This is a genomic window from Pseudomonas parafulva, assembly GCF_000800255.1.
Taxonomy (GTDB): domain Bacteria; phylum Pseudomonadota; class Gammaproteobacteria; order Pseudomonadales; family Pseudomonadaceae; genus Aquipseudomonas; species Aquipseudomonas boreofloridensis.
The window spans coordinates 2,273,052-2,297,581 of sequence record NZ_CP009747.1 but is presented as its reverse complement, the minus strand read 5'-3'; the positions used below and the strand labels follow the sequence as shown (position 1 = coordinate 2,297,581).

The following is a 24,530-nucleotide window of genomic DNA, read 5'->3' as shown; positions in this document are numbered from 1 at the left end:
ATGGATTGATGCCTGCTGCTCTAGTCTGCAATCCAGTCACTCCATTGCGCACAGGAACCTCTTTATGGATTTCGCCTACACGCCCAAGGTCCAGGCTCTGCGCGAGCGCGTTATCGCGTTCATGGACACCCATGTCTACCCCGCTGAGGCGGAGTTTGAGCGTCAGGTGGCCGAGGGCGATCGCTGGCAACCCACTGCGATCATGGAAACGCTGAAGGCCGAGGCCAAAGCGCAAGGGTTGTGGAACCTGTTCCTGCCGGAATCGCATTACGGCGCAGGCCTGACCAATCTGGAATACGCCCCCCTGGCCGAGATCATGGGGCGCTCGCTGTTGGGGCCGGAGCCGTTCAACTGTTCGGCGCCCGATACCGGCAACATGGAAGTCCTGGTGCGCTATGGCACTGCGGCCCAGCAGCAGCGCTGGCTGGAGCCGTTGCTGCGTGGCGAGATCCGTTCGGCTTTCGCCATGACCGAGCCTGACGTGGCCTCCTCGGACGCCACCAACATGGCGGCCACCGTTGTGCGCGAGGGTGATCAGTGGGTGATCAACGGGCGCAAGTGGTGGACGTCCGGCGCGTGTGATCCGCGCTGCAAGGTGATGATCTTCATGGGTCTGTCCAACCCGGACGGCCCGCGGCACCAGCAACACTCGATGGTTCTGGTGCCTACCGATGCGCCAGGCGTGAAGATCGTCAGGCCGCTGCCGGTGTTCGGCTATGACGATGCACCGCACGGCCACGCCGAGGTGTTGTTCGACAACGTGCGCGTGCCTTATGAAAACGTCATCCTCGGTGAGGGCCGAGGCTTCGAGATTGCTCAGGGGCGTCTGGGGCCGGGGCGCATACACCACTGCATGCGCTCGCTGGGCATGGCCGAGCGAGCGTTGGAGCTGATGTGCAAACGTGCGGTGGCGCGTACGGCGTTCGGTAAGCCGCTGGCACGCCTGGGCGGCAATATCGACAAGATCGCCGATTCACGCATGGAGATCGACATGGCGCGGCTGCTGACCCTCAAGGCTGCCTACATGATGGACACGGTGGGTAACAAGGTCGCGCGCAGCGAGATCGCCCAGATCAAGGTGGTGGCGCCGAACGTGGCGTTGCGCGTGATCGATCGCGCCATACAGATCCATGGCGGCGCGGGGGTCAGTGGTGACTTCCCGCTGGCCTACATGTACGCCATGCAGCGTACCCTGCGCCTGGCCGATGGGCCGGATGAAGTGCATCGGGCTGCCATCGGCAAGTTCGAGGTTGGCAAATACGTGCCCAGAGAGATGCTGCGCAGCAGCCAGTGAACAGGTCTCCAGTGCGCATTGAGGCCCGTCCGGATTCACGAGGGCTTGCCGTTGCCGGCGGCTCTGTCGCCTCGATCATGCCGGGTCTTGAACAGTGACAGGAGTACCCCGCCCAGCAGCAGCCCGAGCGTGACCCCCAGCGAGAGCAGCGCGGGCACTTCACCGATCAGGCCATGGTAGAAAATCTTGCAGCCGATGAAGATCAGCACCAATGCCAAGGCATATTTGAGGTAGATGAAGCGGTGCATCAGCGCTGACAGGGCGAAATACAACGAGCGCAGGCCGAGGATGGCGAAGATGTTCGAGGTGTAGACGATGAATGGGTCCTGGGTGATGGCGAAAATCGCCGGTACGCTGTCTACCGCGAACACCAGGTCGGCCAGTTCGATCAGGACCAAGGCCATGAACAGCGGTGTCGCATAGCGCAGCGCTTTGCTCTGGCCCGGGGGCGTCAGGCGGACGAAGAAACGCTTGCCGTGTAACTGGTCGGTCACCCGCAAATGCTTGCGTACGAAGCGCAGAATGGGATTGTTGGCCAGGTCAGGCTCGCTGTCTTCCTTGGACAAGGCCATCTTGATCCCTGTAAACAGCAGAAATGCGCCGAACAGATAGAGCACCCAGGCAAAGTTCTGGACCAGCGCTGCGCCCACCCCGATCATGATCGCCCTGAGCACGACCACGCCGATGATGCCCCAAAACAGCACTCGGTGCTGGTAGCGCCGGGGAATGGCGAAAAAGCTGAAGATCATCGCCATAACGAACACATTGTCCATCGACAGCGATTGCTCGACGAGAAAGCCGGTATAGAACTCCAGCGCCGACTGTGCGCCCAACTCGAACCAGACCCACACACCGAACAGCACGCCCACGCTGAAGTAGCCTGAGTACAGCAGCAGGCTTTCGCGCATCTCGATCTCACGTTCCTGCCGATGCAGTACGCCCAGGTCCAGCACCAGCAAGGCAATGACGATGGTGACGAACACCAGCCACAACCAGGTGCTGGTGCCGAGCAGGGGAGAAGTGAGGAATGTCTGCAGAGCTGTCATGAGCCCCTCCTTGATTGTCGACGTTGCATGGCAACAGTGATTCCGACATGGCGGTTTGCACCGTCAGAGGGGCCCGGCATCACATGGGCTCAAGCGTAGTCCAGGCGCTGCCGGCTCCAAGGAGGAGGGTGTTACATTTCTTTGCCTGCCTACACGGCGCTACAGGGCTGCCGCGACCTTGTCCGCTACTGGCGATGGCATCCAGGCGCGCCATATTTCGGGGTGCTGGCTCAAAAACGCTTCAGCCGCCTTGCGCGGGTCCTGGCGCTTCTCGCTCATTTTGGCCAACGCCTGGTTGAGGATGTCGATGGGCAAGTCTACCTGCTCGAACAGCGCGACCAAATCCGGGTACTGGTTCTTGAAGGCTTTCGATACGCCTATCGACAGTTTGGTGGGGAGCGAAGCACTGCCTTGGGGATGTAGGTTGCTCGGATCGGTCAATGTGGCCCACGCCTTGGGATCAAAGGGAGGCTCTTCGAGGCGCACCAGATCGTAGCGGCCCATCAGCGGGGTGGGGCTCCAGTAGTAGAACAGCACGGGGCGCCCGCGACGAATGGCCGAGTTGATTTCTGCGTCCAGCGCCGCGCCCGAGCCTGTGCGGAAGTTGACGTAGAGGTCGTCGAGCTTGTACGCCTTGAGTTTTTGACTGTTGACGATTTCCGAAGTCCAGCCGCTGGGGCTGTTGAGAAAACGCCCTTGCTTGGGCGCTTCCGGGTCCTTGAACACGTGCGCGTAGCGCTGCAGGTCGGCTACGGTTTTCAAATCCGGCGCCGTCGCTTCGATGGAGCGGGCCGGATCGCCCTTGATCACGTAAGCCGGGACATACCAGCCTTCGACGGCATTCTTGACCGTATCACCCAGCGCGAACACTTCGCCTTTTTTCTCGGCCCCGACCCAGGCCGGACTGCGCCCAGCCCACTCTTCGGCAATCACCTGAAGGTCGTTGCGCGCCAGCGCCACTTCCATGCTCACGGTGCTGCCGGGCAGCGTGTCGGTTGGGTAGCCATAGCCCTTCTCGACGATCAGGCGCAGGATCTCGGTAGTCAATGCGCCACTTTCCCAGCCAATGGCGCCAAACTGGATGGGTGCGTTTGGCTCGCCAGCGGCCACGGCATCGGTGCTGACCAGGCCCAACGCGAGCAGCAGCCCGGTGAGCAGGGCGTGGAGTCGTTTCATGAGCGTCTCTTGGGTTGCGGTGGATGACAGGGCTCAGTGTAGACGAGCCTCCAGGCAGCCCGGCGACGCGCGCTTGCTCAGTGATGGCAGGTAGGGCTCAACCCTTGAACAGTGCGCTCAAGACCATCCATTCGATAACAGCGACCATCAGGCAGGTGGCGACGAATCCGCGGGTGAAGACGCGGCGGGGACGTTCCAGTGTCGGCCAATCCGTCTGCACGAGTAGCACCTGGATCAGCACGGCAAGCAGTTTCATGGTCATCGACTCAGTATCATGGGCGGGCGAGGGCCGATCGTAGCGAACGTGCTGAGTAAATGCACCGGAACTGATGGCTGAGGGCTATGAATGGAGACGGGGCGTGAGGGCTGTCGAGCCCAAAAGAAAACCCGCCATGTGGGCGGGTCAGAAGAACGTATCGAAGCCAAGTGACTATGCCTCTGGGAATGTCGGCATTTTGTGAAAGCCGCGTCCATAGACTGTTTCAGCATGTGTGTGAATCAACGAACGCAGACAGCAAAAAAGCCCGCCGTGGCGGCGGGCAAGACGTTCTGAAGGGAGCCGCACCAACATAAGCCCGTGGCGGTTAAGGCAACGTTAACCCTGGCTACGGTTGACCTGCGGGGTCAAGACGCCTATACAAGCATCCTCGAACCTGGAGCCAGCGATGCACGACGAAGACGATCTCCTCGAGCCCGAGCACGATCACTTGCTCGATCACGAATTCCTCTACGAGTCTCAGCCATTGGAGGCCGACGCCCAAGGCATGGAAGACGATATTGAGGACGACGACTACTCGGACGAAGACCTGGACGACGAAGAGGATCATCCTGCCTGGCACGATGATCCGAATGACTGAGGGCAAGCACTGACACGAAAAAGGCGCCTGATCAGGCGCCTTGGACGAGGGAGATGGTGCGAGTGGTGGGACTCGAACCCACAAGGCTTGCGCCGACAGATTTTAAGTCTGCTGTGTATACCAATTCCACCACACTCGCACAGGTGATCGGGTCATTCGACCGGCACGCTTCAATGCTGAAGGGCCATGCAATCAGGGGCGCTTTATAACCCATCGTTATAGATCAGTCAACCGCAGGCCGTTTCACGGATGGATGGTATGAGCGATGCCGCGCATGTCTTGCGCGCTGTCGCGCAGTTCCTGAACCTGTTCACCCATGGTGTTGGCGTCTTCGGGATGCACCGAGTGACGCAGAAAGCGCGCATGGCCTTCCAAGCCTCGACACAACTGGTCGATCTGCTGTGCAGTGTTCATCAGATCGCGCTGAAGACTCAGTAGCCGATAATTGGTTGTCATTCAGGCTCCACAAGCGCATGAGGGCATGGGCACTATAGGGTAAATCCCGACTTGCTGTCATTGCTGTATGTATTGGACACTGGATCAATCAACTAGGCTCAATTCCACTGCTGCTGGTCGTGCTCATGGAGCTCGCATGGTTTTCAATGACAGGGTTTCGAATGATCGTCCCGCTTCGCCAACCATGCCCGCCGAGCACTACGAGCGTCTGGTACACGCAGTGGTCGATTACGCCATCTACATGCTCGATCCCGAAGGCTACGTGGTGTCTTGGAATCCGGGGGCGCAGCGCATAAAGGGCTACCGCGCCGATGAGGTGATCGGGCGGCATTTCTCGCTGTTCTTCACAGCCCAGGACTGCGCCGAAGGTCGGCCGGCCATGCTGCTGAACCAGGCTCTGGAGCATGGGGTGGCCCAAGATGAGGGCTGGCGGCTGCGCAAGGACGGCACGCCGTTCTGGGCGCTGACGGCGCTGGACGTTGTGCGCGACGATCAGGGTCAGGTCATCGGCCTGGCAAAGGTCACACGTGACATTTCCGACCGGCGCGAATCCTCACTGCAACTCGACGCCATGCGCGCCCAGCTGTTCCATGCGCAGAAACTAGAAGCGCTGGGCCAGCTCACTGGAGGCCTGGCCCACGACTTCAATAACCTGCTGACCATCATCCTGGGTTCGGCCCGGTTGGCACGCGCCAGCGCGGATCCCGCGCGCGTGGACAGCTTGCTGGGGCATATCGTCGAGGCAGGCCAGCGCGGCGCGCAGTTGACCCAGGTGCTGCTTGGTTTCGCCCGCCATCGCCAGTTGAACACTGCCTTGATCGCACCTGCCGAGCTGATCGCCTCCACCTGCAACCTGATCGAGCACGCGTTGCCCGAGAGTATCGCGCTGCGTGCGTGCGTGGCCGAGGCCCTGCCGCAGATGGACGTGGATGTTGGGCAGTTGCAAATGGTATTGCTCAACCTAGTGTTCAACGCCCGCGATGCGATTGCCGAGCAGGGGTGCGTCCGGCTCGGCGTGTCGCAGGTCGTGCTGGGTGGCGAGGTGGAAGGTCTGCATGGCGCGTTTCTGCGCTTCGACGTAGAAGACGACGGGCAGGGCATCGATCCTGAGGTGTTGCCGCGAATCTTCGAACCTTTTTTCACCACCAAGGCCTTCGGCAAGGGCACCGGACTTGGCTTGAGTCAGGTCTATGGCTTTGCCAAGCAGAGCGGTGGTGCAGTGAGCGTGACCAGCACGGTCGGTCAGGGTACGTGCATGAGTCTGTACCTGCCGATTTCATCGAGCCCGATCCCCTCCTCAGAGCAGAGGTGCTAGCGAGTCATGGTAGAAACACTCAAGCGGCTGGTCACAGGTATCGACGGGTTGGATGCCTTGCTCATGGGCGGCCTGGTAGCCGGTGCCTCCTACATCGTTCAGGGCCCGCCGGGCGCGGGCAAGACCATCCTCGCCAACCAGGTCGCCACCGGTCATGTGGCGCAGGGCGGCCGCGTCCTGGTGGCGACGTTGCTGAGCGAGTCCCACGAGCGCCTGTTCCAGTACCTGTCGACGCTGGAGTTCTTCGACGCGTCGTTGGTGGGCGATCAGATCCTGTTCCTCAGCGCTTTCGACACGCTGCAGGAAGAGGGGCTGGAGGCCGTGGTGCGACTGCTGCGTCAGGAGATCGTACGTCAACGCGCCAGCCTGCTGATTGTCGATGGCCTGCTCAATGCGCGCTCGCGCGCCGAGACCAGCCTGGATACCAAGAAATTCGTCGCGCAGTTGCAGGGGCATGCAGCGTTCGCCGGCTGCACGGTGCTGCTGCTGACCAGTGCTCGATTGGAGGAAGGCAGCCCAGAACACACCATGGTCGATGGTGTCATCGAACTGGGCGAACAACTCGACGGCAGCCGTGCGGTGCGCCATGTGCAACTGCGAAAGACCCGCGGCAGCGGCGCATTGTCCGGCCGCCACGAATGCCGCATCAGCCAGGCCGGGCTGCAGGTCTATCCGCGACTGGAGGCGCTGTACAGCCATCCGAGCGACTTGGGCTCGGCCACGCTCAAGCTCGTGACCACCGGCGTGAGCACGCTGGACGAGATGCTCGGCGGCGGCTTGGCCGAAGGGTCGGTGAGCCTGGTCATGGGCCCGTCCGGGGTGGGCAAGTCGTCCTTGGGGCTGGCGTTTCTCGCCGCCGCCACGCCAGAGGCGCCTGCGCTGCACTTTGGCTTCTACGAAACGCCTGCCCGCCTGCGCTTGAAAGCGGGCTCGCTGGGCTACGACTTCGTCGAGATGGAGCGTTGTGGGGCCCTGCTATTGAGCTGGCAGCCGACTACCGAAGGCTTGCTGGACGAGGTCGGCGCACGCCTGCTGGCTCAGGTACGCGCATCCGGCGCCCGGCGCGTGGTGATCGACAGCCTCGGCGCCTTCGGTCGTTTGGCCTCGGACCCCAATCGTCTCAATGGTTTTTTCCGCGCATTGACCGCAGAGCTGCGTGCGCAGGGCGTCAGTGTGCTGCTGACCTGGGAAATGCGCGACCTGTTCGGTTCGGAAATCACTGCGCCGGCACCGGATCTGTCGAGTATCGTCGACAACCTGCTGCTCATGCGTTTCGTCGAACTGGATTCGCAACTGCGCCGGGTGCTTTCGATTCTCAAGGTGCGTGACAGTCACTACGACCCGTCACTGCACGAGCTGACCATCGGGCCCACGGGCATAACCTTGCGCAATGCCTTCGTTGGCACTCAGGGCGTGCTGTCGGGTACCGCAACAGCCTCGGGGGACCGCTGAGGCGGGCGATGAACACCATTCTGATCGTCGATGACGAATACCTGATCGCTGAAATCCTAGGCTTTGCCCTGGAGGACGAAGGGTTCGTGGTGGAAAAGGCCAGCAACGGACGCAAGGCACTCGATGCGCTCAGAGCCTGTCCAGTGGACCTGGTGATTACCGACTACATGATGCCGGTACTCAATGGCGAGGAGCTGGCCCAAGCGATTCGCGACGAGCTGCACCTCACCGGGCTACCGGTGATTCTGATGAGTGGTGCTCAGGCCAGCCAGGGACGCGTACGGCCAGAGCTGTTCGAGGCTGTGTTCGACAAACCCTTCGACATGGACAAGATGATCGCCAAGGTTCGCGCGCTGTTGCAGGCTTGATCCCTCTGCCTGAGCCGCAGGTCGAGTCCTGCGGTCATGGGCAGCGGCAAGCGCATCCGTGCGACTTGGGTGAGCGATCAGTGTGAGTCGTCGTTTTTTTCTGGCGCAGGGCTGCCGGCTTGAATGCGTTTGAAGATCTCTTCACGGTGCACCTGGACATCTTTCGGTGCATCGATGCCGATTCTCACTTGCATGCCCTTGACGCCCAAAATCGTGACCTTGATGTCATCGTTGATGACGATGCTCTCGCCAACCTTGCGGGTGAGTATCAGCATGTACTTCTCCTTGGTGATGTAGAAATCCGCCAGGCATTTGCCAGGGCGGTGGGAGCGAGTCCCTCTTCCTTCTCAGTAAAGACGCTTTGGTACGCTATAAATTCCTGCTCAGGCGAAATCTCCAGGCGTTCTTCGGTGCAGGTGCCGTTTTGACCTGATGAGATCAGTCCGGCGAAGGTGCTCGATGGCAAGAATAGGGTGCCAGCGCGTCTATGGGAAATTTCTCTGATTTATGTTGGATATAGTCGCAATCAATGGCACTTCATAGCGCCTCCAGTGCCCGAAGAAAACCGAGCAAGGCGACCTCCTCGCGCTCCATGTCCTTGCGTGCCCGCACGCGCGGCAGGTCGGCCAGGCGACCCAAGTGAAAATGCTCCAGCACCGCAGGGTGGATATAGCAGCGGCGGCAGACCGCTGGCGTATTGCCCAATCGGCTGGCGACTTCCCGCACTATCGTCGTGACCTGGCGCTTGGCCTCGGTCTCCGGCTGCCACGCCAGGGGCTGCAACAAATTCAGCGCCAGGGTGCTGCCGCCCCAGGTGCGATAGTCCTTGGCCGTGAAGTCGGCGCCGGTCAGTTGCTGGAGGAACAGGTTGATATCGGCTGAGCCGATGCGGTGGCGTTCGCCGCTGTCGTCCACGTACTGGAACAGCTCCTGGCCCGGCAGCTCCATGCAGCGCTTGACCAGTTGAGCCAAGCGACGGTCGCGCAACGTGATGCTGTGCTCGACCCCGCGTTTGCCGCGGAACTGGAAGCGAATGGTGCTGCCCTTGACCTCGACATGGCGGTTGCGCAGGGTAGTCAGTCCGTAGGATTTGTTGTCACGCAGATACTGGCGATTGCCGATACGGATCAGTGTGTTGTCGAGCAGACTGACCACCAGCGCCATGACTTTTTCCCGATCCATGCCAGGGCGTGACAGATGCACGTCCAGTTGCCTGCGCAATTTCGGCAAGGCCTGGGCGAAAGCCAGCATGCGTGAGTACTTGTGTTCGTCGCGCAAGGTTCGCCATTGCACGTGGTAGCGGTACTGCTTGCGTCCACGGGCATCGCGGCCGGTGGCCTGTAGGTGGCCCTGTGGGTCCAGGCAGATCCACACATCGGTGTAAGCCGGGGGAATCACCAGGGCTGCGATGCGCGCCAGCACCTCCTTGTCGCGGACTCGGTTACCGTCCGGGTCCAGGTAGATGAAGCGATCGCGCCAACGCTTGCGGCTCAAGCCGGGCTGAGTGTCGTCGACGTAGTGCAGGGTGCGGGGCAGGGTGATCTCGGGCATGGCGTCGTCCATCGACCAATCGTCTGATCGGTGGACAACGGGCGTGACCTAGTTGCTCAGGTCAATAGCGCCACCGACTTGATCTGCGCCCACAGCCTCTGTCCGGGCTGCACCTGAAGTTGGTCGGCGGAGTACCGGGTGATGCGTGCCAGCAGCGGATTACCAGCGGCATCGAGGCTGACCAGGACATGCGCGGGGTTGTCAGCGGCGCGGCACTCACTCACGGTCACCGACAAGCGGTTGAGAATGCTAGAGGTCGTGTCCTGGGCAAGGGTGAGGCTCACATCGCGTGCCTGGACTTTGAGACGCAGCGTGCTGCCGACTTGCAGGTGCTGGTGGGCGATGCGCAAGGTAGGGCCCACCGCGCCGGGCAAGCGCAGGTCGAACAGGCCGTAATCCGGTTGATGACCGACCACGACCCCCTCGAGCACGACGCCGGCGTCTTCACTCTGAGCCAGCGACAGATCCAGGCGCGCCAGCGTCGGCCCAATCGGGCCGCTGGCCATGACCTTGCCCTGCTCCAGCAACACCAAGTGGTCGGCCAGGCGCGCCACTTCGTCCTGGGCATGGCTGACATACACCACAGGGATGTCCAGCTCGTCATGCAGGCGCTCCAGATAGGGCAGAATTTCCCGCTTGCGGGGCCCGTCGAGTGCGGCCAGTGGTTCATCCATCAATAGCAGGCGTGGGCTGCTGAGCAGTGCGCGGGCGATACCGACTCGCTGCGCCTCGCCGCCTGACAGCGTGCTCGGTTTTCGCTCCAGCAGGTGACCGATACCCAGTAATTGGCAGGCCTGGTCCAACTCCACCTTGCGTTCACTCGCCGCCACTCGGCGCCAGCCGAAGGCCAGGTTGCCGCGCACCGACAGGTGCGGGAACAGGCTGGGCTCCTGGAATACATAGCCCAGCGGGCGGCGGTGGGGTGGGACGAACAGGTTACGCTCGGTGTCGTGCCAGACCTCGCCATTGATTTGGATGAAAGCCTCATCGGCTTGCTCCAGACCGGCCAGGCAGCGAAGGCAAGACGTTTTCCCGGATCCGGAGTGGCCGAACAAGGCGCTGATGCCGCGGCCGGGCAGATCGAGGTCGACGTCCAGCGTGAATGTGTCGCGCGCGAGCTTCAGGCGCGCCTTCAAGCGTGAGCTCATCTCAACTCCAAGTCGCTTTGCCACGGCGGCCGGCGTAGAGCATCAGCAACACCAGGAAGGAAAACACCAGCATGGCGCCGGCCAGCCAGTGCGCTTGCGAATAGGCCATGGCCTCGACGTGATCGAAGATCTGCACCGAGACCACGCGGGTTTTGTCGGGAATGTTGCCACCAATCATCAGCACCACGCCGAACTCGCCCACGGTGTGGGCAAAGCCCAGGATGCTGGCGGTCACGAACCCTGGTCTGGCCAGCGGCAGCACCACGTGCACGAAGCTGTCCCAGGGGCCAGCGCGCAGGGTTGCCGCCGCTTCCAATGGACGCTGGCCGATGGCGCTGAACGCGTTCTGCAAGGGCTGCACGACAAAGGGCATGGAGTACACCACCGAGCCGATCACCAGCCCGGTGAAGCTGAACACCACGGTGCCCAGCCCCAGCGCCTGGGTAGCCTGGCCCAGCCAGCCATGTGGGCCGAGGGCGATCAGCAGGTAGAAGCCGATCACCGTCGGCGGCAGCACCAGTGGCAGAGCCACCACCGCGCCAATCGGCCCGCGTAACCAGGATCGAGTCCGCGCCAGCCACCAGGCGATGGGCGTACCCAGCAGCAGCAGGATCAGCGTGGTGAGGCTGGCCAGCTTGAGCGTCAACCAGATCGCGCCGAGGTCGCTGGCGTCCAGTGGCATCAGATTTCGTAACCGTAAGACTTGATCACCGCAGCGGCCTTAGGTCCTTTCAGGTACTCGACCAGCGCTTTGGCTGCCGGATTGTCTTTGCCTTTTTCCAGAATGACGGCGTCCTGGCGAATCGGGTCGTGCAGAGTGGCCGGCACGATCCAGGCCGAGCCGCTGTCGACCTTGCCATCCTTGTAGATCTGCGACAACGCGACGAAGCCCAGTTCGGCGTTGCCGGTGGAGACGAACTGGAAGGCCTGGGTGATGTTCTGCCCCTCGACCAGCTTGTCTTTGGTGGCCGCGGTGAGACCGAGCTTATCCAGCACCTGGGTCGCCGCCAGGCCGTAGGGAGCGGTTTTCGGGTTGGCGATGGACAGATGCTTGAACGCATTCTGCTTCAGCACCTCGCCCTTGCCGTCCACATAGCCGGGCTTGGCAGACCACAGCGCCAGTGTGCCGATGGCATAGGTGAAGCGCGAGCCTTCGACGATCGCTTTTTCCTGCTCGAGCTTGGCTGGAGTGCTGTCATCGGCGGCCAGGAATACCTCGAACGGTGCGCCGTTCTTGATCTGCGCGTAGAACTGTCCGGTGGCGCCAAAGGCTGCAACGAGCGTGTGCCCGGTATCCTTCTCGAAGTCCTTGGCGATCGCTTGGATCGGCGCGGTGAAGTTGGCGGCCACCGCGACCTGGACCTCGTCGGCCCAGGCACTGTTCAGGCACAACAGGCTGGCCAGTGCGCTGGCAGCCAGAGGGAAAAAAGGTCTACGCATGGGTGAAGCTCCTTGGGTTATCGTTATATAGCGGAATATATAGCGAATTAGCCTCGGGCGGATAGAGGGCCCCGTTGGGCCCTTTACGCAGTGTCGATGGGAAGCGGCGATGCGCTCAGCGCAAGCGAGCGAGTGCGCCTTGGGCAATCGTACGGGTGAGGTCGCCCGCATCCATGGGGTTACCCAGACGCAACGCCTGGCCAGCCCACAAGTTGCTGAAGTCGCTGCGGCCTTGGGCCTCGGTGATGGCGCGCAGCGGCATCAAGGCACCGCCGGCGAGGGGGAAGCGCGGCGCCAGATCGCTCATCGGCCCCAGTTCGCGCATCAGGCGCGTGCCGATACCACGGGCTGGGCGTCCGGTGAACAGGTTGGTCAGCGCGGTTTCACTGGCCTGGGCACTGCTCAACGCCTGGCGGTGGGCGGGCGAGACCTTGGCTTGTGGCGTGAAGAGATAGGCCGTGCCGATCTGCACGGCCGAAGCCCCCAAGGCCAGTGCGGCGACCAGACCCCGCGCATCGGCGATGCCGCCGGCTGCGATCACCGGCACCTGCACCGCGTCGGCCACCTGCGGTACCAGGGCGAGTGTGCCAATCTGACTGCTGATGTCCTCGCTCAGGAACATCGCGCGATGACCGCCGGCTTCATAGCCCATTGCAATGATCGCATCGCAGCCGCGCTGCTCTAGCCAGATCGCTTCCTCGACCGTGGTCGCGCTGGACAGCACGCGCGCGCCGCTGGCCTTTATCCGCTGCAGCAAGGCAGGCTCGGGCAGACCGAAATGAAAGCTCACCACCTGCGGACGCAATTGCTCGATGAGTTGGCATCCCTGCTCGTCGAAGGGTGCGCGGCTGGACACCGGCGTGGGTGCCTCGAAGTCGGCGCCGACTTCATCGTAGTAGGGCCTGAGGGCTTGCTTCCAGCGCGCTTGGCGAGCGGTATCCGGCTCAGGCGGCCGATGGCAGAAGAAGTTGAGGTTCAGTGGTCCATGGCAGGACGCTCGAAAAGCCGCCACCTCGTCACGGATCTGTTCGACGCCGAGCATGGCGCAGGGCAGGGCGCCCAGGCCGCCGGCATTCCCCACTGCAATGGCCAGCGCCGATCCGCCTGCCCCCGCCATGGGTGCCTGAAGGATGGGCTGCTCGATGTTCAGCAGGTCGAGGATGCGGCGGTCTGACCAAGTGCTCATGCGGCGGCGCTCCTTGCGAGGGTTCTACAGGGCTTTGCTGACCTGGATATCGCTGATTTTCTGCGTATCGTCGCCGTGAATCTTGCGCAGCGCTTGCAACGCCTGTTCTTCGGAGGCATCGGGCATCACCGCGAAGTCCCAGCGCCGCTCACCGTCGAGCTTGTATTTGATGACGTACTTGATGTTCTGGGTCATGAGGGCTTATCCAAGTTTCGACGAGGAACGACGGATGATCTTGATCTTGTGGGTAAAGGCCGGCTTGCGCGTCACCGAGATCGGCCGGGTAGTCACCGCATCGAGCGTGATGTTCCAGAATCCGGTGCTGGGCACCGAGATCTTCGCCGGGAAACGATCGAACAGCCCGCCATGATAGGTGTGACGACCGCCGTTCTTGAAGCTGCGGAAGTTGGCGTCGTTCATCAGACGAATGTTGCAACGCTGGGAGCATTCGATGACGACGATATCGTCTTCATTCAGGTGCTCGCGCTGGTGTATGAATTTCATGGAGGGCCCCGCAAGGTCGTTTCTGCAAAACCGCCAAGATACCACGATGTCCCACCCGGCTGCCGGGCTCGACATGCGCCTGCAGGATAAAAGTGACAGGTCGGGGAGCAAAACCGCCGCAATACGGTCGAAGCTGTTCTTTGAATGGCACAGAGGTGGTCGATGAAGTGGACGATGCTGGCTGCGGCACTGGTGCTGGGCGGTTGCGTGAGCGTGTCGGAACTGGAGGAGTCGCGCGAGACGATGGACGTGATCTCTGGGAAGACACCGCGCGAGTACGCTGACTGCATCAAGGACAAGTTGAGCGAGACGCGTGATCCACTGGTCGAGGAAGTGCGCGGCGATGGCTTGCGTCTGATCGTGCCGCAGAAACTCACGGCCGGTGTCGGTCCGGCGGCACTGTTCGATATCGACAAACGAGGCAGTGGCAGCTCGATCAAGGTGCATGAACGGTTGAACAATTTCCCGCTGCGCCTGGGCGATGTGCGCACTGCAGCGACGGCTTGCATCTCGGGTTCTTGATCCAGCTCAACAATTTCGCGCATAACCTGCAGCAAAAAGCCGCAGGTTGAGTAAGGACATTGTTCGGTTTGGAGGGAGCTGACTACTATCCATTTTCTTATGTCTTTTAAGACTAAGCTTATAACAAGGAAATGGAGTGCCCCTGATGAATCCGATGAGTCGTCTCATGATCGGCAGTGTGCTGGTCTTGACCTGGCCGGCGGCGTACGCCGCCGATGGCCAGAAAATCTTCTCCCAAGGCGGGCAGAACCCCGCCGCCATGGCCTGTCTCGGTTGCCATGGTGCCGATGCCAAGGGCATCGCTGCCGCCGGTTTTCCGCGCCTCGCAGGATTGCCAGCCGCCTATCTGCGCAAGCAGCTTGACGACTTCGCAAGCGGCAGCCGCCAACAGCCTGTGATGACGCCGCTGGCCAGCGCATTGAGCGCTGAAGAGCGCACGGCAGTCAGCACGTGGTTGGCCGCACAGCCCGATGATGTCGCGCCTGGCCAACGCCGTCAGCAGATGGCGGCCGATGCCACCGAACGTCTGGCGCTTTACGGCGATTGGAGTCGCCAGATCCCTGGCTGCGTGCAATGCCACGGCCCCGGTGGTGTGGGGGTGGGCGAGCATTTTCCGCCGCTGGCAGGTCAGCCGGCGATTTACTTGATTGCCCAGCTCAACGCTTGGCGTGACGGCGCGCGCCGCAATGATCCCAATGAATTGATGGTCGGTGTCGCGAAGGCTATGACCGACGCCGAGGTCACGGCAGTGGCCGATTACTTCGCCCAGGCGCCACGCCAGGAGGTCACGCCATGAGAACGCTGATGACCGCCTTGCTGCTCAGTGCTGGCAGCCTTCAGGCCGCGCCCATTGCCATGGAAGATCAAAGCCAGCTCACGGTGCCCGACGGCCAGGCCGCTGCGCACTTTGCGCCACCTGCAGAAAGCGACCTCCCGGATAACGCTTTCGGGGAAATGGTTCGGCAGGGTCATGCCTTGTTCGTCGATACCCGTCGGCTGATGCCCGAGGCGGTCGGCAATGGCATGAACTGCAGTAGCTGTCACCTCGATCAGGGGCGCATGGCTCACTCTGCGCCGCTGTGGGGGGCGTACCCGATGTATCCGGCCTATCGCAAGAAAAATGACAAGGTCAATACGTATGCCGAGCGCATCCAGGGATGCTTCCAGTTCAGCATGAATGGTCGCCCGCCGGCGGCGGACAGCCCGCAGATGACCGCCCTCAGCGTGTACTCCTATTGGTTGGCGACCGGCACCCGCACCGCCATCGAAACCCCAGGGCGCGGCTACCCCGAGGTGCCGCAACCGGCCGGCGGCTATGACTTCGCTCGTGGCCAGCAGGTCTACCGCGAGCAATGTGCGATCTGCCACGGCGACCAGGGCGAAGGACAGAAGGTGGCCGACGATTATGTGATGCCGCCGTTGTGGGGAGCCGACTCATACAACTGGGGCGCGGGCATGCACCGGATCAACACCGCCGCTTCGTTCATCAAGTACAACATGCCGCTGGGCAAGCCCGGTAGCCTCAGCGATCAGCAGGCCTGGGACGTGGCTGCGTGGATCAACCGTCATGAGCGTCCGCAGGATCCGCGTCTGGTGGAAGGCTCCATTGAAAAGACGCGTCTGAAGTTTCACGCCAACGACGGCGTCAACCTCTATGGCCAAAAGGTGGAGGGTGTCGTGCTCGGGCAGGGAACCGGGCGCTGAGCGTTGTCGTTTGAGCGCTGTCACTGGCCTGTCGCGCTGGTGTCACCGCCCTGCAACGGTTCACAGGTTGCAATGACCGCCTCTGCTATGAAGGGGCGCGGCCATGGAACTGTGTGTAATCGGGGCGGGATATGTCGGATTGGTCACCGCTGCGTGCTTTGCCCAGATGGGCAATCGCGTGGTTTGCCTGGAGCGCGACCATGTACGCCTGGCGCGGCTGCGCCAGGGTCAGTGCCCGATCTACGAGCCAGGCTTGGCCGCGCTGCTGCAGGAGGGCCGACGCAGTGGGCTGCTGAGTTTCACTGAAGATTGGGAGCAGGCGCTGGCGCGCGCCGAGGTGGTGTTCATCGCCGTCGGTACGCCAAGTCAGGAGGACGGCTCGGCCGATCTGCAGCATGTGCTAGCGGTGGCTGAAAGCCTGGGTCGGCAATTGCCGCGCCCGTGTCTGGTGGTGAACAAATCGACATCGCCAGTGGGTACGGTAGAGCGCATCGCCGCGCAGATCGGCAGCGGTTTGCGCGAGCGCGCAGTGGCGTTTGCAGTGGAGGTGGCCAGCAATCCTGAATTTCTCAAGGAGGGCAGCGCCGTCGAGGACTTCATGCGCCCTGATCGGATCATCCTGGGCAGCGACAGCCCGGTGGCCCGCGAACGGCTGCAACGTCTCTACGCGCCTTTTGTGCGTAACCGCGAGCGCGTGCTGTGCATGAGCCCGCGGGCGGCAGAGTTCAGCAAATACGCGGCCAATGCCTTTCTCGCCAGCAAGATTTCCTTCATCAACGAATTGGCTGGGTTGTGCGCGCAGTTGGAGGTGGATATCGAGCAGGTGCGTCGCGGTATAGGCAGTGATCCGCGCATCGGCAGCGATTTCATTTATGCCGGCTGCGGTTATGGCGGCTCGTGCTTTCCCAAGGATGTGCGCGCGCTGATTCACACAGCCGAGCAGCAGGGTTATCAGCCGACCATCCTGCGTGCCGTGCAGGCGCGCAACGCCCAGCAGAAGACCTTGTTGTTCAAGGCGCTGGAACAGCACTTCGGCGGCTTCTTGCGCGAGCGCCGTGTCGCTGTCTGGGGATTGGCCTTCAAGCCGGGAACAGATGATGTGCGCGAGGCCCCGAGTCTTGTGCTGCTGGAGGCTTTGCTGGACGCCGGTGTGCGGGTCCAGGCATGCGATCCTGCGGCGTTGGCCAGTGTGGCAGCGCTCTACGCGCAGGCTGTTTCCAGCGGACAGCTGACGCTGGTCGAAGACCCTTATACGTGCGCCGAGGGGGCCGACGCGTTGGTCTTGGTCACCGAGTGGAAGCAGTTCCGCCAGCCGGACTTTCGCCGTATCCGTGGCCTGATGCGCATGCCGGTGCTGTTCGATGGGCGCAATATTTATGATCCATCGGAACTATCCTCCCTGGGTTATCTCTATCATGGCATCGGTCGGCCAGTGGTCGGGCATTGTAAGGTGACTGCCGCCTGATTAGACTGCGCCGAATACCACAGGCCTAGCCTTCATCTAAGGATGTTTATGATCAAAAAATGCTTGTTCCCGGCAGCCGGTTACGGCACTCGCTTCCTGCCTGCTACCAAAGCCATGCCCAAGGAAATGCTGCCGGTGGTCAACAAGCCACTGATCCAGTACGGCGTGGAGGAGGCGCTGGACGCCGGCCTGAACGAGATTTCGATCGTCACCGGCCGCGGCAAGCGTGCCTTGGAAGACCACTTCGACATCAGCTATGAGCTGGAAAACCAGATCAAGGGTACCGACAAGGAGAAGTACCTGGTCGGCATCCGTCGTCTGCTGGACGAGTGCTCGTTCTCCTACACCCGCCAGACCGAAATGAAAGGCCTGGGCCATGCCATTCTCACCGGTCGCCCGCTGATCGGCGACGAACCTTTCGCCGTTGTGCTGGCCGATGACCTGTGCGTCAACCCCACAGGCGATGGCGTGCTGACCCAGATGGTCAAGCTGTACAACCAGTTCCGCTGCTCGATCGTGGCCATCCAGGAAGTCGATCCGCAGGAAACCAACAAGTATGGCGTGATCGCGGGTGACATGATCCGCGACGACATCTTCCGCGTGACCAACATGGTCGAGAAGCCCAAGCCCGAAGACGCGCCATCCAACCTGGCGATCATCGGTCGCTACATTCTCACGCCGGACATCTTCGACATCATCGCCAACACCGAGCCTGGCAAAGGCGGTGAGATCCAGATCACCGACGCGCTGATGGAGCAGGCACGCTCCGGTTGCGTCATCGCCTACAAGTTCAAGGGTCAGCGCTTCGACTGCGGCGGCGCCGAAGGCTACATCGACGCCACCAACTACTGCTTCGAGCACTACTACAAGACCGGCAAGGCTTACTGAGCAATAAGCTATAAGCTGTAAGTCACGAGCTGCAAGTTGCAAGCCGAGCTGCCTTTTCTTGCAGCTTGCCGCTTGAAACTTGCAGCTTTTTTCATGGAGTACGGAAAGTGGCCTACGATTTTGATCTGTTCGTGATTGGTGCCGGTTCCGGTGGCGTGCGCGCTGCGCGTTTCGCTGCAGGTTTTGGCGCCAAGGTGGCGGTGGCCGAGAGCCGGTACCTGGGCGGCACCTGCGTCAATGTCGGTTGTGTGCCGAAGAAATTGCTGGTGTACGGCGCCCATGTCGCCGATGAAATGGAGCAGGCGTCCGGCTATGGCTGGACCCTCGAAGAAGGGCATTTCGACTGGGGCACGTTGATCGCCAACAAGAACCGTGAAATCGAGCGGCTCAACGGCATCTACCGCAATCTGCTGGTCAATAGCGGCGTCACGTTGCTGCAGGGGCATGCGCGCATTACCGGTGCCCATGAGGTGGAGGTCGATGGCAAACGCTACAGTGCCGCGAACATCCTCATCGCCACCGGTGGTTGGCCGCACGTGCCGGATATTCCTGGCAAGGAACTGGCGATTACCTCCAACGAGGCGTTTTACCTCAAGGAACTGCCGCGTCGGGTGCTGGTGGTCGGTGGGGGCTATATCGCGGTGGAGTTCGCCGGCATCTTCCAGGGCCTGGGCGCCGACACTTCCTTGTTGTATCGGGGCGACCTGTTCCTGCGCGGCTTCGATGGGTCGGTTCGCACCCATCTGAAGGAGGAACTGGAGAAGCGTGGCATGGACCTGCAATTCAATACGGACATCCAACGCATCGACCAGCAGGCCGACGGCAGCCTCAAGGCGACGCTCAAGGATGGCAGTGATCGGATCGCCGACTGCATCTTCTACGCCACCGGGAGGCGTCCGATGCTCGATGACCTCGGACTGGAAACGACCGGCGTGGAGCTGGACGAGCGCGGTTACATACGCGTCGACGATCACTACCGTACCACCGAGGCTTCGATTTTCGCGCTGGGCGATGTGATCGGTCGCGTGCAGCTCACGCCGGTCGCCCTGGCAGAAGGCATGGCCGTGGCGCGTCATCTGTTCAAGCCTGAGCAATACCGTGCGGTGGATTACCAGAACATTCCAACGGCCGTGTTCAGCCAACCACCGATCGGTACCGTGGGGCTGACCGAAGAACAAGCGCTGCAAGCGGGGCACAAGGTGCAGATCTTCGAAAGCCGCTTCCGCGCCATGAAGCTGACGCTCACCGATGTGCAGGAAAAGACCCTGATGAAGTTGGTGGTGGATGCCGATACCGACAAGGTCCTGGGTTGCCACATGGTCGGTCCTGATGCGGGCGAGATCATCCAGGGGCTGGGTGTCGCGCTCAAGGCAGGGGCCACCAAGCAGCAGTTCGACGAAACCATTGGTGTGCACCCCACGGCCGCCGAAGAGTTCGTGACCATGCGCACTGCAATACGGTAAGCACATCTGTCAGCCGGAGGCATTGAATCCTACGGCTGGCATGGTGGTCTCCAGAGGATTTCCTTCCTATCACTGACAGAGCCTCTATCTGTTCTTGCCGATACTGTGGCGGCGTCGCATCAGGCGCCGGCTCGGCATAAGCCTCGCCGTTCTTTTCAGGAAGAACACATGAATAGGTTGACTCAAAGTGTGATGGGGCTCTGCGGTTCGCTGCTGGTAATGGGGAGCGCCCACGCCGACCATGGCGAAATCAGCTTTCACGGACGGGTGTTGGCGCCAACCTGTACCGTCAACGGCGGCAATGGCAACCTGCCGGTTACCCTGCCAGACGTCAACGCTGCCAAGCTGGTCCGCCCAGGGGATGTCGAGGGGCAGACGGCATTCGCACTGCAACTGAGCGGCTGCAGCCATCTGGGCAGGGTGTCGACCTATTTCGAGCCGGGTCCGGGCATCAGTGATCAGGGGCGGTTGATCGTCGATGCTGGCGGTAGCAGCAACGTCGAACTGCAGTTGCTCAACAGCAGTAAGGGTGTGATGGACTTGGCGGCGGTCAAGGGCAATCAGAATTCCCAGGTCGTCGACATCGTGGACGGAAACGCGACCTTGAGCTACTTCGTCCAGTATTACTCGACTGGCAATACGACGCCGGGGGCTGTCAGCTCCCGCGTTCGCTACTCGCTGGACTACCTCTAAGACCCTCCTGCGGGACCGTCCACTTGTGGGACGTCCCGTTTTCCGACATCGAGTTTTAAGTCATGACGTTTTCACGCAGCGTTCTCGTGCGGGTGGCGCTTCTGGTTGCGTGTCTCGCCAGTGTGCAGGCTAGCGCCAGCGTAGTGATCGCTACCACCCGCGTCATCTTTACGGCCGGGGCGCCTGAGGTCACCGTCAGGGTGAGTAATGAAGGGCGCCAGCCGTCACTGGTACAAGCGTGGGTCGACGAAGGTGGGTCGGAGGATGCGCAGGGTGAGTTGCAGGGCCCGTTCAGCCTGGCGCCGGCGCTGTTTCGTCTGGATCCGGCCAAGCAGCAGAGTCTCAGGATTTTCCACGATGGCCGAGAGATGCCGCACGACCGCGAGAGCCTGTACTGGCTCAATGTGCTCGACGTCCCGCCCAAAGGCGGCGGCACCAATAGCCTGCAGATCTCCCTGCGCAGCCGTATCAAGTTGTTTTATCGGCCGCAGGGCTTGTCTGGCAAGCCTGCAGAGGCCCATGAACAGGTGACCTGGAACTTGGTCCGCAGCACAGAGGGTTGGGCGCTGCAGGCGAACAATCCTACGCCCTACCATGTCAATCTTGGCAAACTGGAAGCTGCCGACGCGAACGCTGTTCAGGCGGCTCTAGCAGGGCACGTCCCGCCCTATGGCAAGGCGCGCTTCGTTCTGTCTCAACAACCGCAGCGTCCGGCCTCGATCACTGAGGTCCGCTACGAATACCTGGACGACTTCGGTGCTGCGCGACCTGCCTCTGCAGCGCTGCAGCGCGGCCATGAAGGTTAGACGCGCCTGGATAGCAGGCAGATGGCGCTGGTTTTTGAGTGTCACAGGCATGGTGGCCGAACTCGGTGCTGCGGTGGAATTCGACGCGGGGCTTCTGCGCGGTGGCAGCACCCTGGATGTGAGCCGCTATCAGATCAGCGCTGGGGTGCCCGAAGGCGACTACACCCTGGACGTCTTGCTCAATCAACAATGGGTCGGGCGTCGCGCGATTTCCCTGAGGGTCTTCGATCCGTCAGGCCAGGCCGTGCCGTGTTACGACCAGGCGCTACTCGACAGCCTGGGGCTGGACATGACCCAGCTGGCGCCTCGCCCGCTCAAGGCGTTGGCGCAGGCGGGCAGTTGCGTGGCGCTGTCTTCGCTCATGCTGCTCGCCAGTGAAGACCTGGATTTTGGCGCCCTGCGGTTGAGCCTGGATATCGCTCAGTCGGCTTTGCGACGCCAGCCCCAGGATCACCTGCCGGTGGAAACCTGGGACCCGGGTGTGACCGCGGGCTTTGTCGACTATCGATTCAATGTCCACGAACAGCACGACCTTCGCCATGGCCAGCGCAGCCGACAAGGCTACCTTGGCCTGCACCTCGGTTTGAATACGGGATCCTGGTACTGGCGTCACGAGGGCAGTGCCCGTGCGAGCGCGGGTGGCGCGGCGCACTACCGCGCGGGGGCGACGTCGGTGCGGCACGACATACCGACGTGGGGGGCTCAGGTTACGCTGGGCGACAGTTACGCGGCAGGGGAGGTCTTCGACAGTAGCCCCCTGCGTGGCGTGAGTCTTTCCAGCGATGAGCGCATGCTGCCCAGGTCGCAGCGCGGTTTCGCTCCAGTGGTACGGGGTGTGGCCAACAGCACGGCGCTGCTGAGCATCCGTCAGCGGGGCGCACTGCTGCACGAAACGACGGTCCCCCCAGGGCCTTTCGAGGTGGACGACCTACCTGCCAGTGGCCTCAACGACGACCTCGAGGTAACCCTGCGCGAATCTGACGGCAGCGTGCGACGATTCACCGTGCCCTATCAAGCCGCGCCACTGGCGTTGCGTGAAGGCGCCAGCCGTCTGGATTTCAGTGCAGGTGTATGGCGCGACGATGTGGGGCGTACTGGCCCGGGTCATGTTCAAGGCAGTTGGCAGCAGGGCCTGAACAACGTTTTCAGCGTGCATGGCGGTGCCTGGATAGCTGAAGGCTATCAGGCCGGCGCATTGGGCGCCGCGATCAACAGCCCTGTCGGTGCCGTTGGTTTGACCGGCTATCACGCGCGCAGTGCTGCAGCGCGTCGCCGCCCAGTCCAGGGGCAAGCGCTACGCCTGAACTGGCGCCAGCGCATCGCGCCGACTGCCACGGACCTGAGTGCCAGCCTTACCCAGCGCCATAACGCGCATTACTCCACTTTCAACGAATTCGCGCGGGCTGCTGGCTCCGGCCGTCCAGGCATGAGCCAGCGATGGCGTGCAGCGCTGGGCATTCATCAGCGCCTGTCCGGTGGGGGGCGCCTGAGCCTGAGCGCCAGCGGCGGTGAGCGCTGGGCGGATACTGCGAGCAACAGCGAGTACAGCGTGGGTTATCACCATCATCTGGGATCGCTCTCCTACGGTCTGACGCTCGCGCGCGAGTACCGGGGTATCGGCGGCCAATCGAATGCGCTGAGGCTGACGATGAGCCTGCCGCTTGGCGAGCAGCGGCGAGGTTCGCTGAGCAGCAGCTTGAATCGGGACTCCGAGGGTCGAGGGTCCACCAACCTGCGCTGGAGTGCCACTGCCGGGGAGGCGGGGCAGTGGGGCTATGGACTGTCCGCTATGCAACAGGCAGGTGCTGGAGGTGGGGCGGGCCTGGATGCCAACCTGCTGCACCGCAGTTCGGCTGGAGAGTGGACGGCGGCATTGGCGCAACACCCGGGGTCGCGGCAGCTAGCGCTGGGTGCGCGTGGCGCCGTGGTGGGCCATGCGGGTGGTGTGATGCTGTCGCAGTCGTTGGGTGAAAGCTTCGCGATCGTTCATGCCCCCCATGCTCATGCTGCGGCTATTCAGCAGCATCCCAGTGTACGGCTCGACGCCCGAGGCTTTGCGGTGGTGCCGTCATTGAGTCCCTATAGCGTCAACACCGTCGAGCTCGACCCCCAAGGCATGTCTCGGGACGTCGAGTTGCAGGTCAGCGGCCAGTCGGTCATTCCCCGCTCGGGCGCCGCGACCTTGCTGAGCTACCCGACGCGCAGTGGCCGTTTGCGTGTGCTGGAGGCTCGCGACGGGCATGGCAACGTGTTGCCATTCGGGGCTCAGGTATTCGATGCAGAGGGTGTGGAAGTGGGCCTGGTTGGGCAGGGCAGCCGACTGCATATTCGCTTGCCGGACGAGCAGGGGCGGGTCTGGGTTTCTTGGGGCACTGGCGCCGAAGAATCTTGCTGGCTGGAAGTGAGCGATGGAAGTGATGCCCACTGTGTCGCCGTTCAGGCCGATTCATAGTCAGGATCACGCTATCGAATCGACAGCTTATAGCCAAAACCAATCATCAATATGAGCTTTGCCAATGAGCTATCGCTCAGACCATTGGATAGGATTAACCCCATCGAACGTTACACACCCCAGTTAATCAACCCTCGAAGGAGCGTTTCCATGCCAATCATCAACAGCCAGGTCAAGCCGTTCAACGCCACTGCCTACCACAAGGGCGAGTTCGTGCAGGTCAGCGAAGCCGACCTCAAGGGCAAATGGTCCGTCGTATTCTTCTACCCAGCCGACTTCACCTTTGTCTGCCCAACCGAACTGGGTGACCTCGCCGACAACTACGCCGAGTTCCAGAAGCTGGGCGTGGAAATCTACGGCGTATCCACCGACACCCACTTCACCCACAAGGCCTGGCACGACACTTCGGACACCATCGGCAAGATCCAGTATCCGCTGATCGGTGACCCGACCCACCTCATCTCGCGCAACTTCGATGTGCTGATCGAAGAAGCCGGTCTGGCAGATCGCGGTACTTTCGTCATCAACCCGGAAGGCCAGATCAAAATCGTCGAGCTGAACGATGGCGGCGTTGGTCGCGATGCGACCGAGCTGCTGCGCAAGGTCAAGGCTGCCCAGTACGTAGCCGCTCACCCAGGCGAAGTCTGCCCGGCCAAGTGGAAAGAAGGCGAGGCCACCCTGGCACCTTCGCTGGACCTGGTCGGCAAGATCTAAGGTCATGCGCCGACTGCGGGCGGTGAGCAG

27 protein-coding genes and 1 tRNA gene are annotated in these 24,530 nt (G+C 61.9%); 15 read left to right on the top strand and 13 right to left on the bottom strand.

The genetic code is table 11. From position 1 onward, the window contains the following. The first annotated feature begins 64 nt into the window (after positions 1 to 64). The gene (locus NJ69_RS09745; RefSeq protein ID WP_039578515.1) at positions 65 to 1,294 is read left to right on the top strand and encodes an acyl-CoA dehydrogenase; all 1,230 of its coding nucleotides are present in this window, start codon (positions 65 to 67) and stop codon (positions 1,292 to 1,294) included. 35 nt (positions 1,295 to 1,329) lie between these two features. Here NJ69_RS09745 and NJ69_RS09740 read toward each other — a convergent pair whose 3' ends face one another. The 3 genes from NJ69_RS09740 to NJ69_RS22630 form a co-directional block, all read right to left on the bottom strand. Beyond that, positions 1,330 to 2,340, bottom strand: a complete 1,011-nt coding sequence (locus NJ69_RS09740) for a TerC family protein (RefSeq protein ID WP_039578513.1) — start codon at positions 2,338 to 2,340, stop codon at positions 1,330 to 1,332. Between the two features lie 159 nt (positions 2,341 to 2,499). Next, positions 2,500 to 3,516 carry an ABC transporter substrate-binding protein gene (locus NJ69_RS09735; RefSeq protein WP_039578511.1) on the bottom strand — a complete coding sequence of 339 codons (1,017 nt, stop codon included), beginning with the start codon at positions 3,514 to 3,516 and terminating at the stop codon, positions 2,500 to 2,502. Between the two features lie 97 nt (positions 3,517 to 3,613). Then, positions 3,614 to 3,778, bottom strand: a complete 165-nt coding sequence (locus NJ69_RS22630) for a hypothetical protein (protein ID WP_155290531.1) — start codon at positions 3,776 to 3,778, stop codon at positions 3,614 to 3,616. 403 nt (positions 3,779 to 4,181) lie between these two features. Here NJ69_RS22630 and NJ69_RS09730 point away from each other — a divergent pair, with 403 nt between their 5' ends. Beyond that, complete coding sequence (locus NJ69_RS09730; RefSeq protein WP_039578509.1) at positions 4,182 to 4,373, top strand: hypothetical protein; 192 nt, start codon at positions 4,182 to 4,184, stop codon at positions 4,371 to 4,373. Positions 4,374 to 4,427: 54 nt separating this feature from the next. Here NJ69_RS09730 and NJ69_RS09725 read toward each other — a convergent pair. Both NJ69_RS09725 and NJ69_RS09720 read right to left on the bottom strand, forming a co-directional pair. Beyond that, a tRNA-Leu gene (locus tag NJ69_RS09725) sits at positions 4,428 to 4,512 on the bottom strand. A 104-nt stretch (positions 4,513 to 4,616) separates the two neighbouring features. Then, positions 4,617 to 4,829 (bottom strand): hypothetical protein, encoded by a 213-nt coding sequence (locus tag NJ69_RS09720; RefSeq protein WP_029612330.1) that lies wholly within the window; start codon positions 4,827 to 4,829, stop codon positions 4,617 to 4,619. A 136-nt stretch (positions 4,830 to 4,965) separates the two neighbouring features. Here NJ69_RS09720 and NJ69_RS09715 point away from each other — a divergent pair, with 136 nt between their 5' ends. Genes NJ69_RS09715 through NJ69_RS09705 form a run of 3 tightly spaced genes read left to right on the top strand, consistent with a single transcriptional unit; the run spans position 4,966 to position 7,964 of the window. Further along, on the top strand, positions 4,966 to 6,144 hold the full coding sequence (locus tag NJ69_RS09715) for a two-component system sensor histidine kinase NtrB (protein WP_430736652.1): 1,179 nt from the start codon (positions 4,966 to 4,968) through the stop codon (positions 6,142 to 6,144). A 6-nt stretch (positions 6,145 to 6,150) separates the two neighbouring features. Further along, on the top strand, positions 6,151 to 7,596 hold the full coding sequence (locus tag NJ69_RS09710; protein ID WP_039578503.1) for an ATPase domain-containing protein: 1,446 nt from the start codon (positions 6,151 to 6,153) through the stop codon (positions 7,594 to 7,596). Between the two features lie 8 nt (positions 7,597 to 7,604). Beyond that, positions 7,605 to 7,964, top strand: a complete 360-nt coding sequence (locus NJ69_RS09705; RefSeq protein ID WP_029612329.1) for a response regulator — start codon at positions 7,605 to 7,607, stop codon at positions 7,962 to 7,964. A 77-nt stretch (positions 7,965 to 8,041) separates the two neighbouring features. On the opposite strand, the gene csrA is transcribed toward NJ69_RS09705, so the two are convergent. From csrA to NJ69_RS09670, 8 genes are all read right to left on the bottom strand, one after another. Beyond that, entirely contained in the window at positions 8,042 to 8,239 is a 198-nt protein-coding gene (csrA, locus tag NJ69_RS09700) for a carbon storage regulator CsrA (protein WP_029612328.1), read from the bottom strand. Positions 8,240 to 8,501: 262 nt separating this feature from the next. After that, positions 8,502 to 9,515: a DNA topoisomerase IB gene (locus NJ69_RS09695; protein ID WP_039583221.1), complete on the bottom strand. Its 1,014-nt coding sequence runs from the start codon at positions 9,513 to 9,515 to the stop codon at positions 8,502 to 8,504. A gap of 56 nt (positions 9,516 to 9,571) precedes the next feature. Continuing rightward, positions 9,572 to 10,663, bottom strand: a complete 1,092-nt coding sequence (gene modC / locus NJ69_RS09690; RefSeq protein WP_039578500.1) for a molybdenum ABC transporter ATP-binding protein — start codon at positions 10,661 to 10,663, stop codon at positions 9,572 to 9,574. 1 nt (position 10,664) lies between these two features. Next, on the bottom strand, positions 10,665 to 11,345 hold the full coding sequence (modB, locus tag NJ69_RS09685; RefSeq protein WP_039578497.1) for a molybdate ABC transporter permease subunit: 681 nt from the start codon (positions 11,343 to 11,345) through the stop codon (positions 10,665 to 10,667). Then, positions 11,345 to 12,103, bottom strand: a complete 759-nt coding sequence (gene modA / locus NJ69_RS09680; protein ID WP_039578494.1) for a molybdate ABC transporter substrate-binding protein — start codon at positions 12,101 to 12,103, stop codon at positions 11,345 to 11,347. The genes modB and modA overlap by 1 nt, the downstream gene beginning before the upstream one ends. Positions 12,104 to 12,218: 115 nt before the next feature. Then, positions 12,219 to 13,289, bottom strand: a complete 1,071-nt coding sequence (locus NJ69_RS09675; protein ID WP_039578491.1) for an NAD(P)H-dependent flavin oxidoreductase — start codon at positions 13,287 to 13,289, stop codon at positions 12,219 to 12,221. 24 nt (positions 13,290 to 13,313) lie between these two features. Then, positions 13,314 to 13,484, bottom strand: coding sequence for a hypothetical protein (locus NJ69_RS22760; RefSeq protein WP_162889541.1), 171 nt, complete (start codon positions 13,482 to 13,484; stop codon positions 13,314 to 13,316). A gap of 6 nt (positions 13,485 to 13,490) precedes the next feature. Then, positions 13,491 to 13,793 carry a DUF1883 domain-containing protein gene (locus tag NJ69_RS09670; protein WP_029612324.1) on the bottom strand — a complete coding sequence of 101 codons (303 nt, stop codon included), beginning with the start codon at positions 13,791 to 13,793 and terminating at the stop codon, positions 13,491 to 13,493. A 162-nt stretch (positions 13,794 to 13,955) separates the two neighbouring features. Between NJ69_RS09670 and NJ69_RS09665 the strand changes: the two genes are divergently transcribed. The 10 genes from NJ69_RS09665 to ahpC all read left to right on the top strand — a co-directional run bounded on the left by NJ69_RS09665 (position 13,956) and on the right by ahpC (position 24,500). Beyond that, positions 13,956 to 14,315, top strand: coding sequence for a hypothetical protein (locus tag NJ69_RS09665; RefSeq protein WP_029612323.1), 360 nt, complete (start codon positions 13,956 to 13,958; stop codon positions 14,313 to 14,315). A 145-nt stretch (positions 14,316 to 14,460) separates the two neighbouring features. Beyond that, on the top strand, positions 14,461 to 15,111 hold the full coding sequence (locus NJ69_RS09660; protein ID WP_039578487.1) for a c-type cytochrome: 651 nt from the start codon (positions 14,461 to 14,463) through the stop codon (positions 15,109 to 15,111). After that, complete coding sequence (locus NJ69_RS09655) at positions 15,108 to 16,019, top strand: c-type cytochrome (protein ID WP_039578484.1); 912 nt, start codon at positions 15,108 to 15,110, stop codon at positions 16,017 to 16,019. Before NJ69_RS09660 ends, NJ69_RS09655 begins: the two co-directional genes overlap by 4 nt. A gap of 103 nt (positions 16,020 to 16,122) precedes the next feature. Continuing rightward, positions 16,123 to 17,484, top strand: coding sequence for a UDP-glucose dehydrogenase family protein (locus tag NJ69_RS09650; RefSeq protein WP_039578481.1), 1,362 nt, complete (start codon positions 16,123 to 16,125; stop codon positions 17,482 to 17,484). Positions 17,485 to 17,532: 48 nt separating this feature from the next. Further along, positions 17,533 to 18,372 (top strand): UTP--glucose-1-phosphate uridylyltransferase GalU, encoded by an 840-nt coding sequence (galU, locus tag NJ69_RS09645; protein ID WP_039578479.1) that lies wholly within the window; start codon positions 17,533 to 17,535, stop codon positions 18,370 to 18,372. A gap of 107 nt (positions 18,373 to 18,479) precedes the next feature. After that, positions 18,480 to 19,835, top strand: a complete 1,356-nt coding sequence (gene gorA / locus NJ69_RS09640) for a glutathione-disulfide reductase (RefSeq protein WP_039578476.1) — start codon at positions 18,480 to 18,482, stop codon at positions 19,833 to 19,835. A 168-nt stretch (positions 19,836 to 20,003) separates the two neighbouring features. Next, entirely contained in the window at positions 20,004 to 20,528 is a 525-nt protein-coding gene (locus NJ69_RS09635) for a fimbrial protein (RefSeq protein ID WP_080754741.1), read from the top strand. 62 nt (positions 20,529 to 20,590) lie between these two features. Beyond that, a complete protein-coding gene (locus NJ69_RS09630; protein WP_039578472.1) occupies positions 20,591 to 21,334 on the top strand; it encodes a fimbrial biogenesis chaperone in 744 nt (247 codons plus the stop codon). Between the two features lie 34 nt (positions 21,335 to 21,368). Beyond that, on the top strand, positions 21,369 to 23,786 hold the full coding sequence (locus NJ69_RS09625; RefSeq protein ID WP_167335968.1) for a fimbria/pilus outer membrane usher protein: 2,418 nt from the start codon (positions 21,369 to 21,371) through the stop codon (positions 23,784 to 23,786). A 150-nt stretch (positions 23,787 to 23,936) separates the two neighbouring features. Continuing rightward, on the top strand, positions 23,937 to 24,500 hold the full coding sequence (ahpC, locus tag NJ69_RS09620) for an alkyl hydroperoxide reductase subunit C (RefSeq protein ID WP_029612316.1): 564 nt from the start codon (positions 23,937 to 23,939) through the stop codon (positions 24,498 to 24,500). Positions 24,501 to 24,530 lie beyond the last annotated feature (30 nt).

Coding starts and splice junctions, on each gene's coding strand:
- NJ69_RS09745 (WP_039578515.1), top strand. CDS start 65: ATGGATTTCGCCTACACGCCCAAGGTCCAGGCTCTGCGCGAGCGCGTT.
- NJ69_RS09740 (WP_039578513.1), bottom strand. CDS start 2,340: ATGACAGCTCTGCAGACATTCCTCACTTCTCCCCTGCTCGGCACCAGC.
- NJ69_RS09735 (WP_039578511.1), bottom strand. CDS start 3,516: ATGAAACGACTCCACGCCCTGCTCACCGGGCTGCTGCTCGCGTTGGGC.
- NJ69_RS22630 (WP_155290531.1), bottom strand. CDS start 3,778: ATGACCATGAAACTGCTTGCCGTGCTGATCCAGGTGCTACTCGTGCAG.
- NJ69_RS09730 (WP_039578509.1), top strand. CDS start 4,182: ATGCACGACGAAGACGATCTCCTCGAGCCCGAGCACGATCACTTGCTC.
- NJ69_RS09720 (WP_029612330.1), bottom strand. CDS start 4,829: ATGACAACCAATTATCGGCTACTGAGTCTTCAGCGCGATCTGATGAAC.
- NJ69_RS09715 (WP_430736652.1), top strand. CDS start 4,966: ATGGTTTTCAATGACAGGGTTTCGAATGATCGTCCCGCTTCGCCAACC.
- NJ69_RS09710 (WP_039578503.1), top strand. CDS start 6,151: ATGGTAGAAACACTCAAGCGGCTGGTCACAGGTATCGACGGGTTGGAT.
- NJ69_RS09705 (WP_029612329.1), top strand. CDS start 7,605: ATGAACACCATTCTGATCGTCGATGACGAATACCTGATCGCTGAAATC.
- csrA (WP_029612328.1), bottom strand. CDS start 8,239: ATGCTGATACTCACCCGCAAGGTTGGCGAGAGCATCGTCATCAACGAT.
- NJ69_RS09695 (WP_039583221.1), bottom strand. CDS start 9,515: ATGCCCGAGATCACCCTGCCCCGCACCCTGCACTACGTCGACGACACT.
- modC (WP_039578500.1), bottom strand. CDS start 10,663: ATGAGCTCACGCTTGAAGGCGCGCCTGAAGCTCGCGCGCGACACATTC.
- modB (WP_039578497.1), bottom strand. CDS start 11,345: ATGCCACTGGACGCCAGCGACCTCGGCGCGATCTGGTTGACGCTCAAG.
- modA (WP_039578494.1), bottom strand. CDS start 12,103: ATGCGTAGACCTTTTTTCCCTCTGGCTGCCAGCGCACTGGCCAGCCTG.
- NJ69_RS09675 (WP_039578491.1), bottom strand. CDS start 13,289: ATGAGCACTTGGTCAGACCGCCGCATCCTCGACCTGCTGAACATCGAG.
- NJ69_RS22760 (WP_162889541.1), bottom strand. CDS start 13,484: ATGACCCAGAACATCAAGTACGTCATCAAATACAAGCTCGACGGTGAG.
- NJ69_RS09670 (WP_029612324.1), bottom strand. CDS start 13,793: ATGAAATTCATACACCAGCGCGAGCACCTGAATGAAGACGATATCGTC.
- NJ69_RS09665 (WP_029612323.1), top strand. CDS start 13,956: ATGAAGTGGACGATGCTGGCTGCGGCACTGGTGCTGGGCGGTTGCGTG.
- NJ69_RS09660 (WP_039578487.1), top strand. CDS start 14,461: ATGAATCCGATGAGTCGTCTCATGATCGGCAGTGTGCTGGTCTTGACC.
- NJ69_RS09655 (WP_039578484.1), top strand. CDS start 15,108: ATGAGAACGCTGATGACCGCCTTGCTGCTCAGTGCTGGCAGCCTTCAG.
- NJ69_RS09650 (WP_039578481.1), top strand. CDS start 16,123: ATGGAACTGTGTGTAATCGGGGCGGGATATGTCGGATTGGTCACCGCT.
- galU (WP_039578479.1), top strand. CDS start 17,533: ATGATCAAAAAATGCTTGTTCCCGGCAGCCGGTTACGGCACTCGCTTC.
- NJ69_RS09635 (WP_080754741.1), top strand. CDS start 20,004: ATGAATAGGTTGACTCAAAGTGTGATGGGGCTCTGCGGTTCGCTGCTG.
- NJ69_RS09630 (WP_039578472.1), top strand. CDS start 20,591: ATGACGTTTTCACGCAGCGTTCTCGTGCGGGTGGCGCTTCTGGTTGCG.
- ahpC (WP_029612316.1), top strand. CDS start 23,937: ATGCCAATCATCAACAGCCAGGTCAAGCCGTTCAACGCCACTGCCTAC.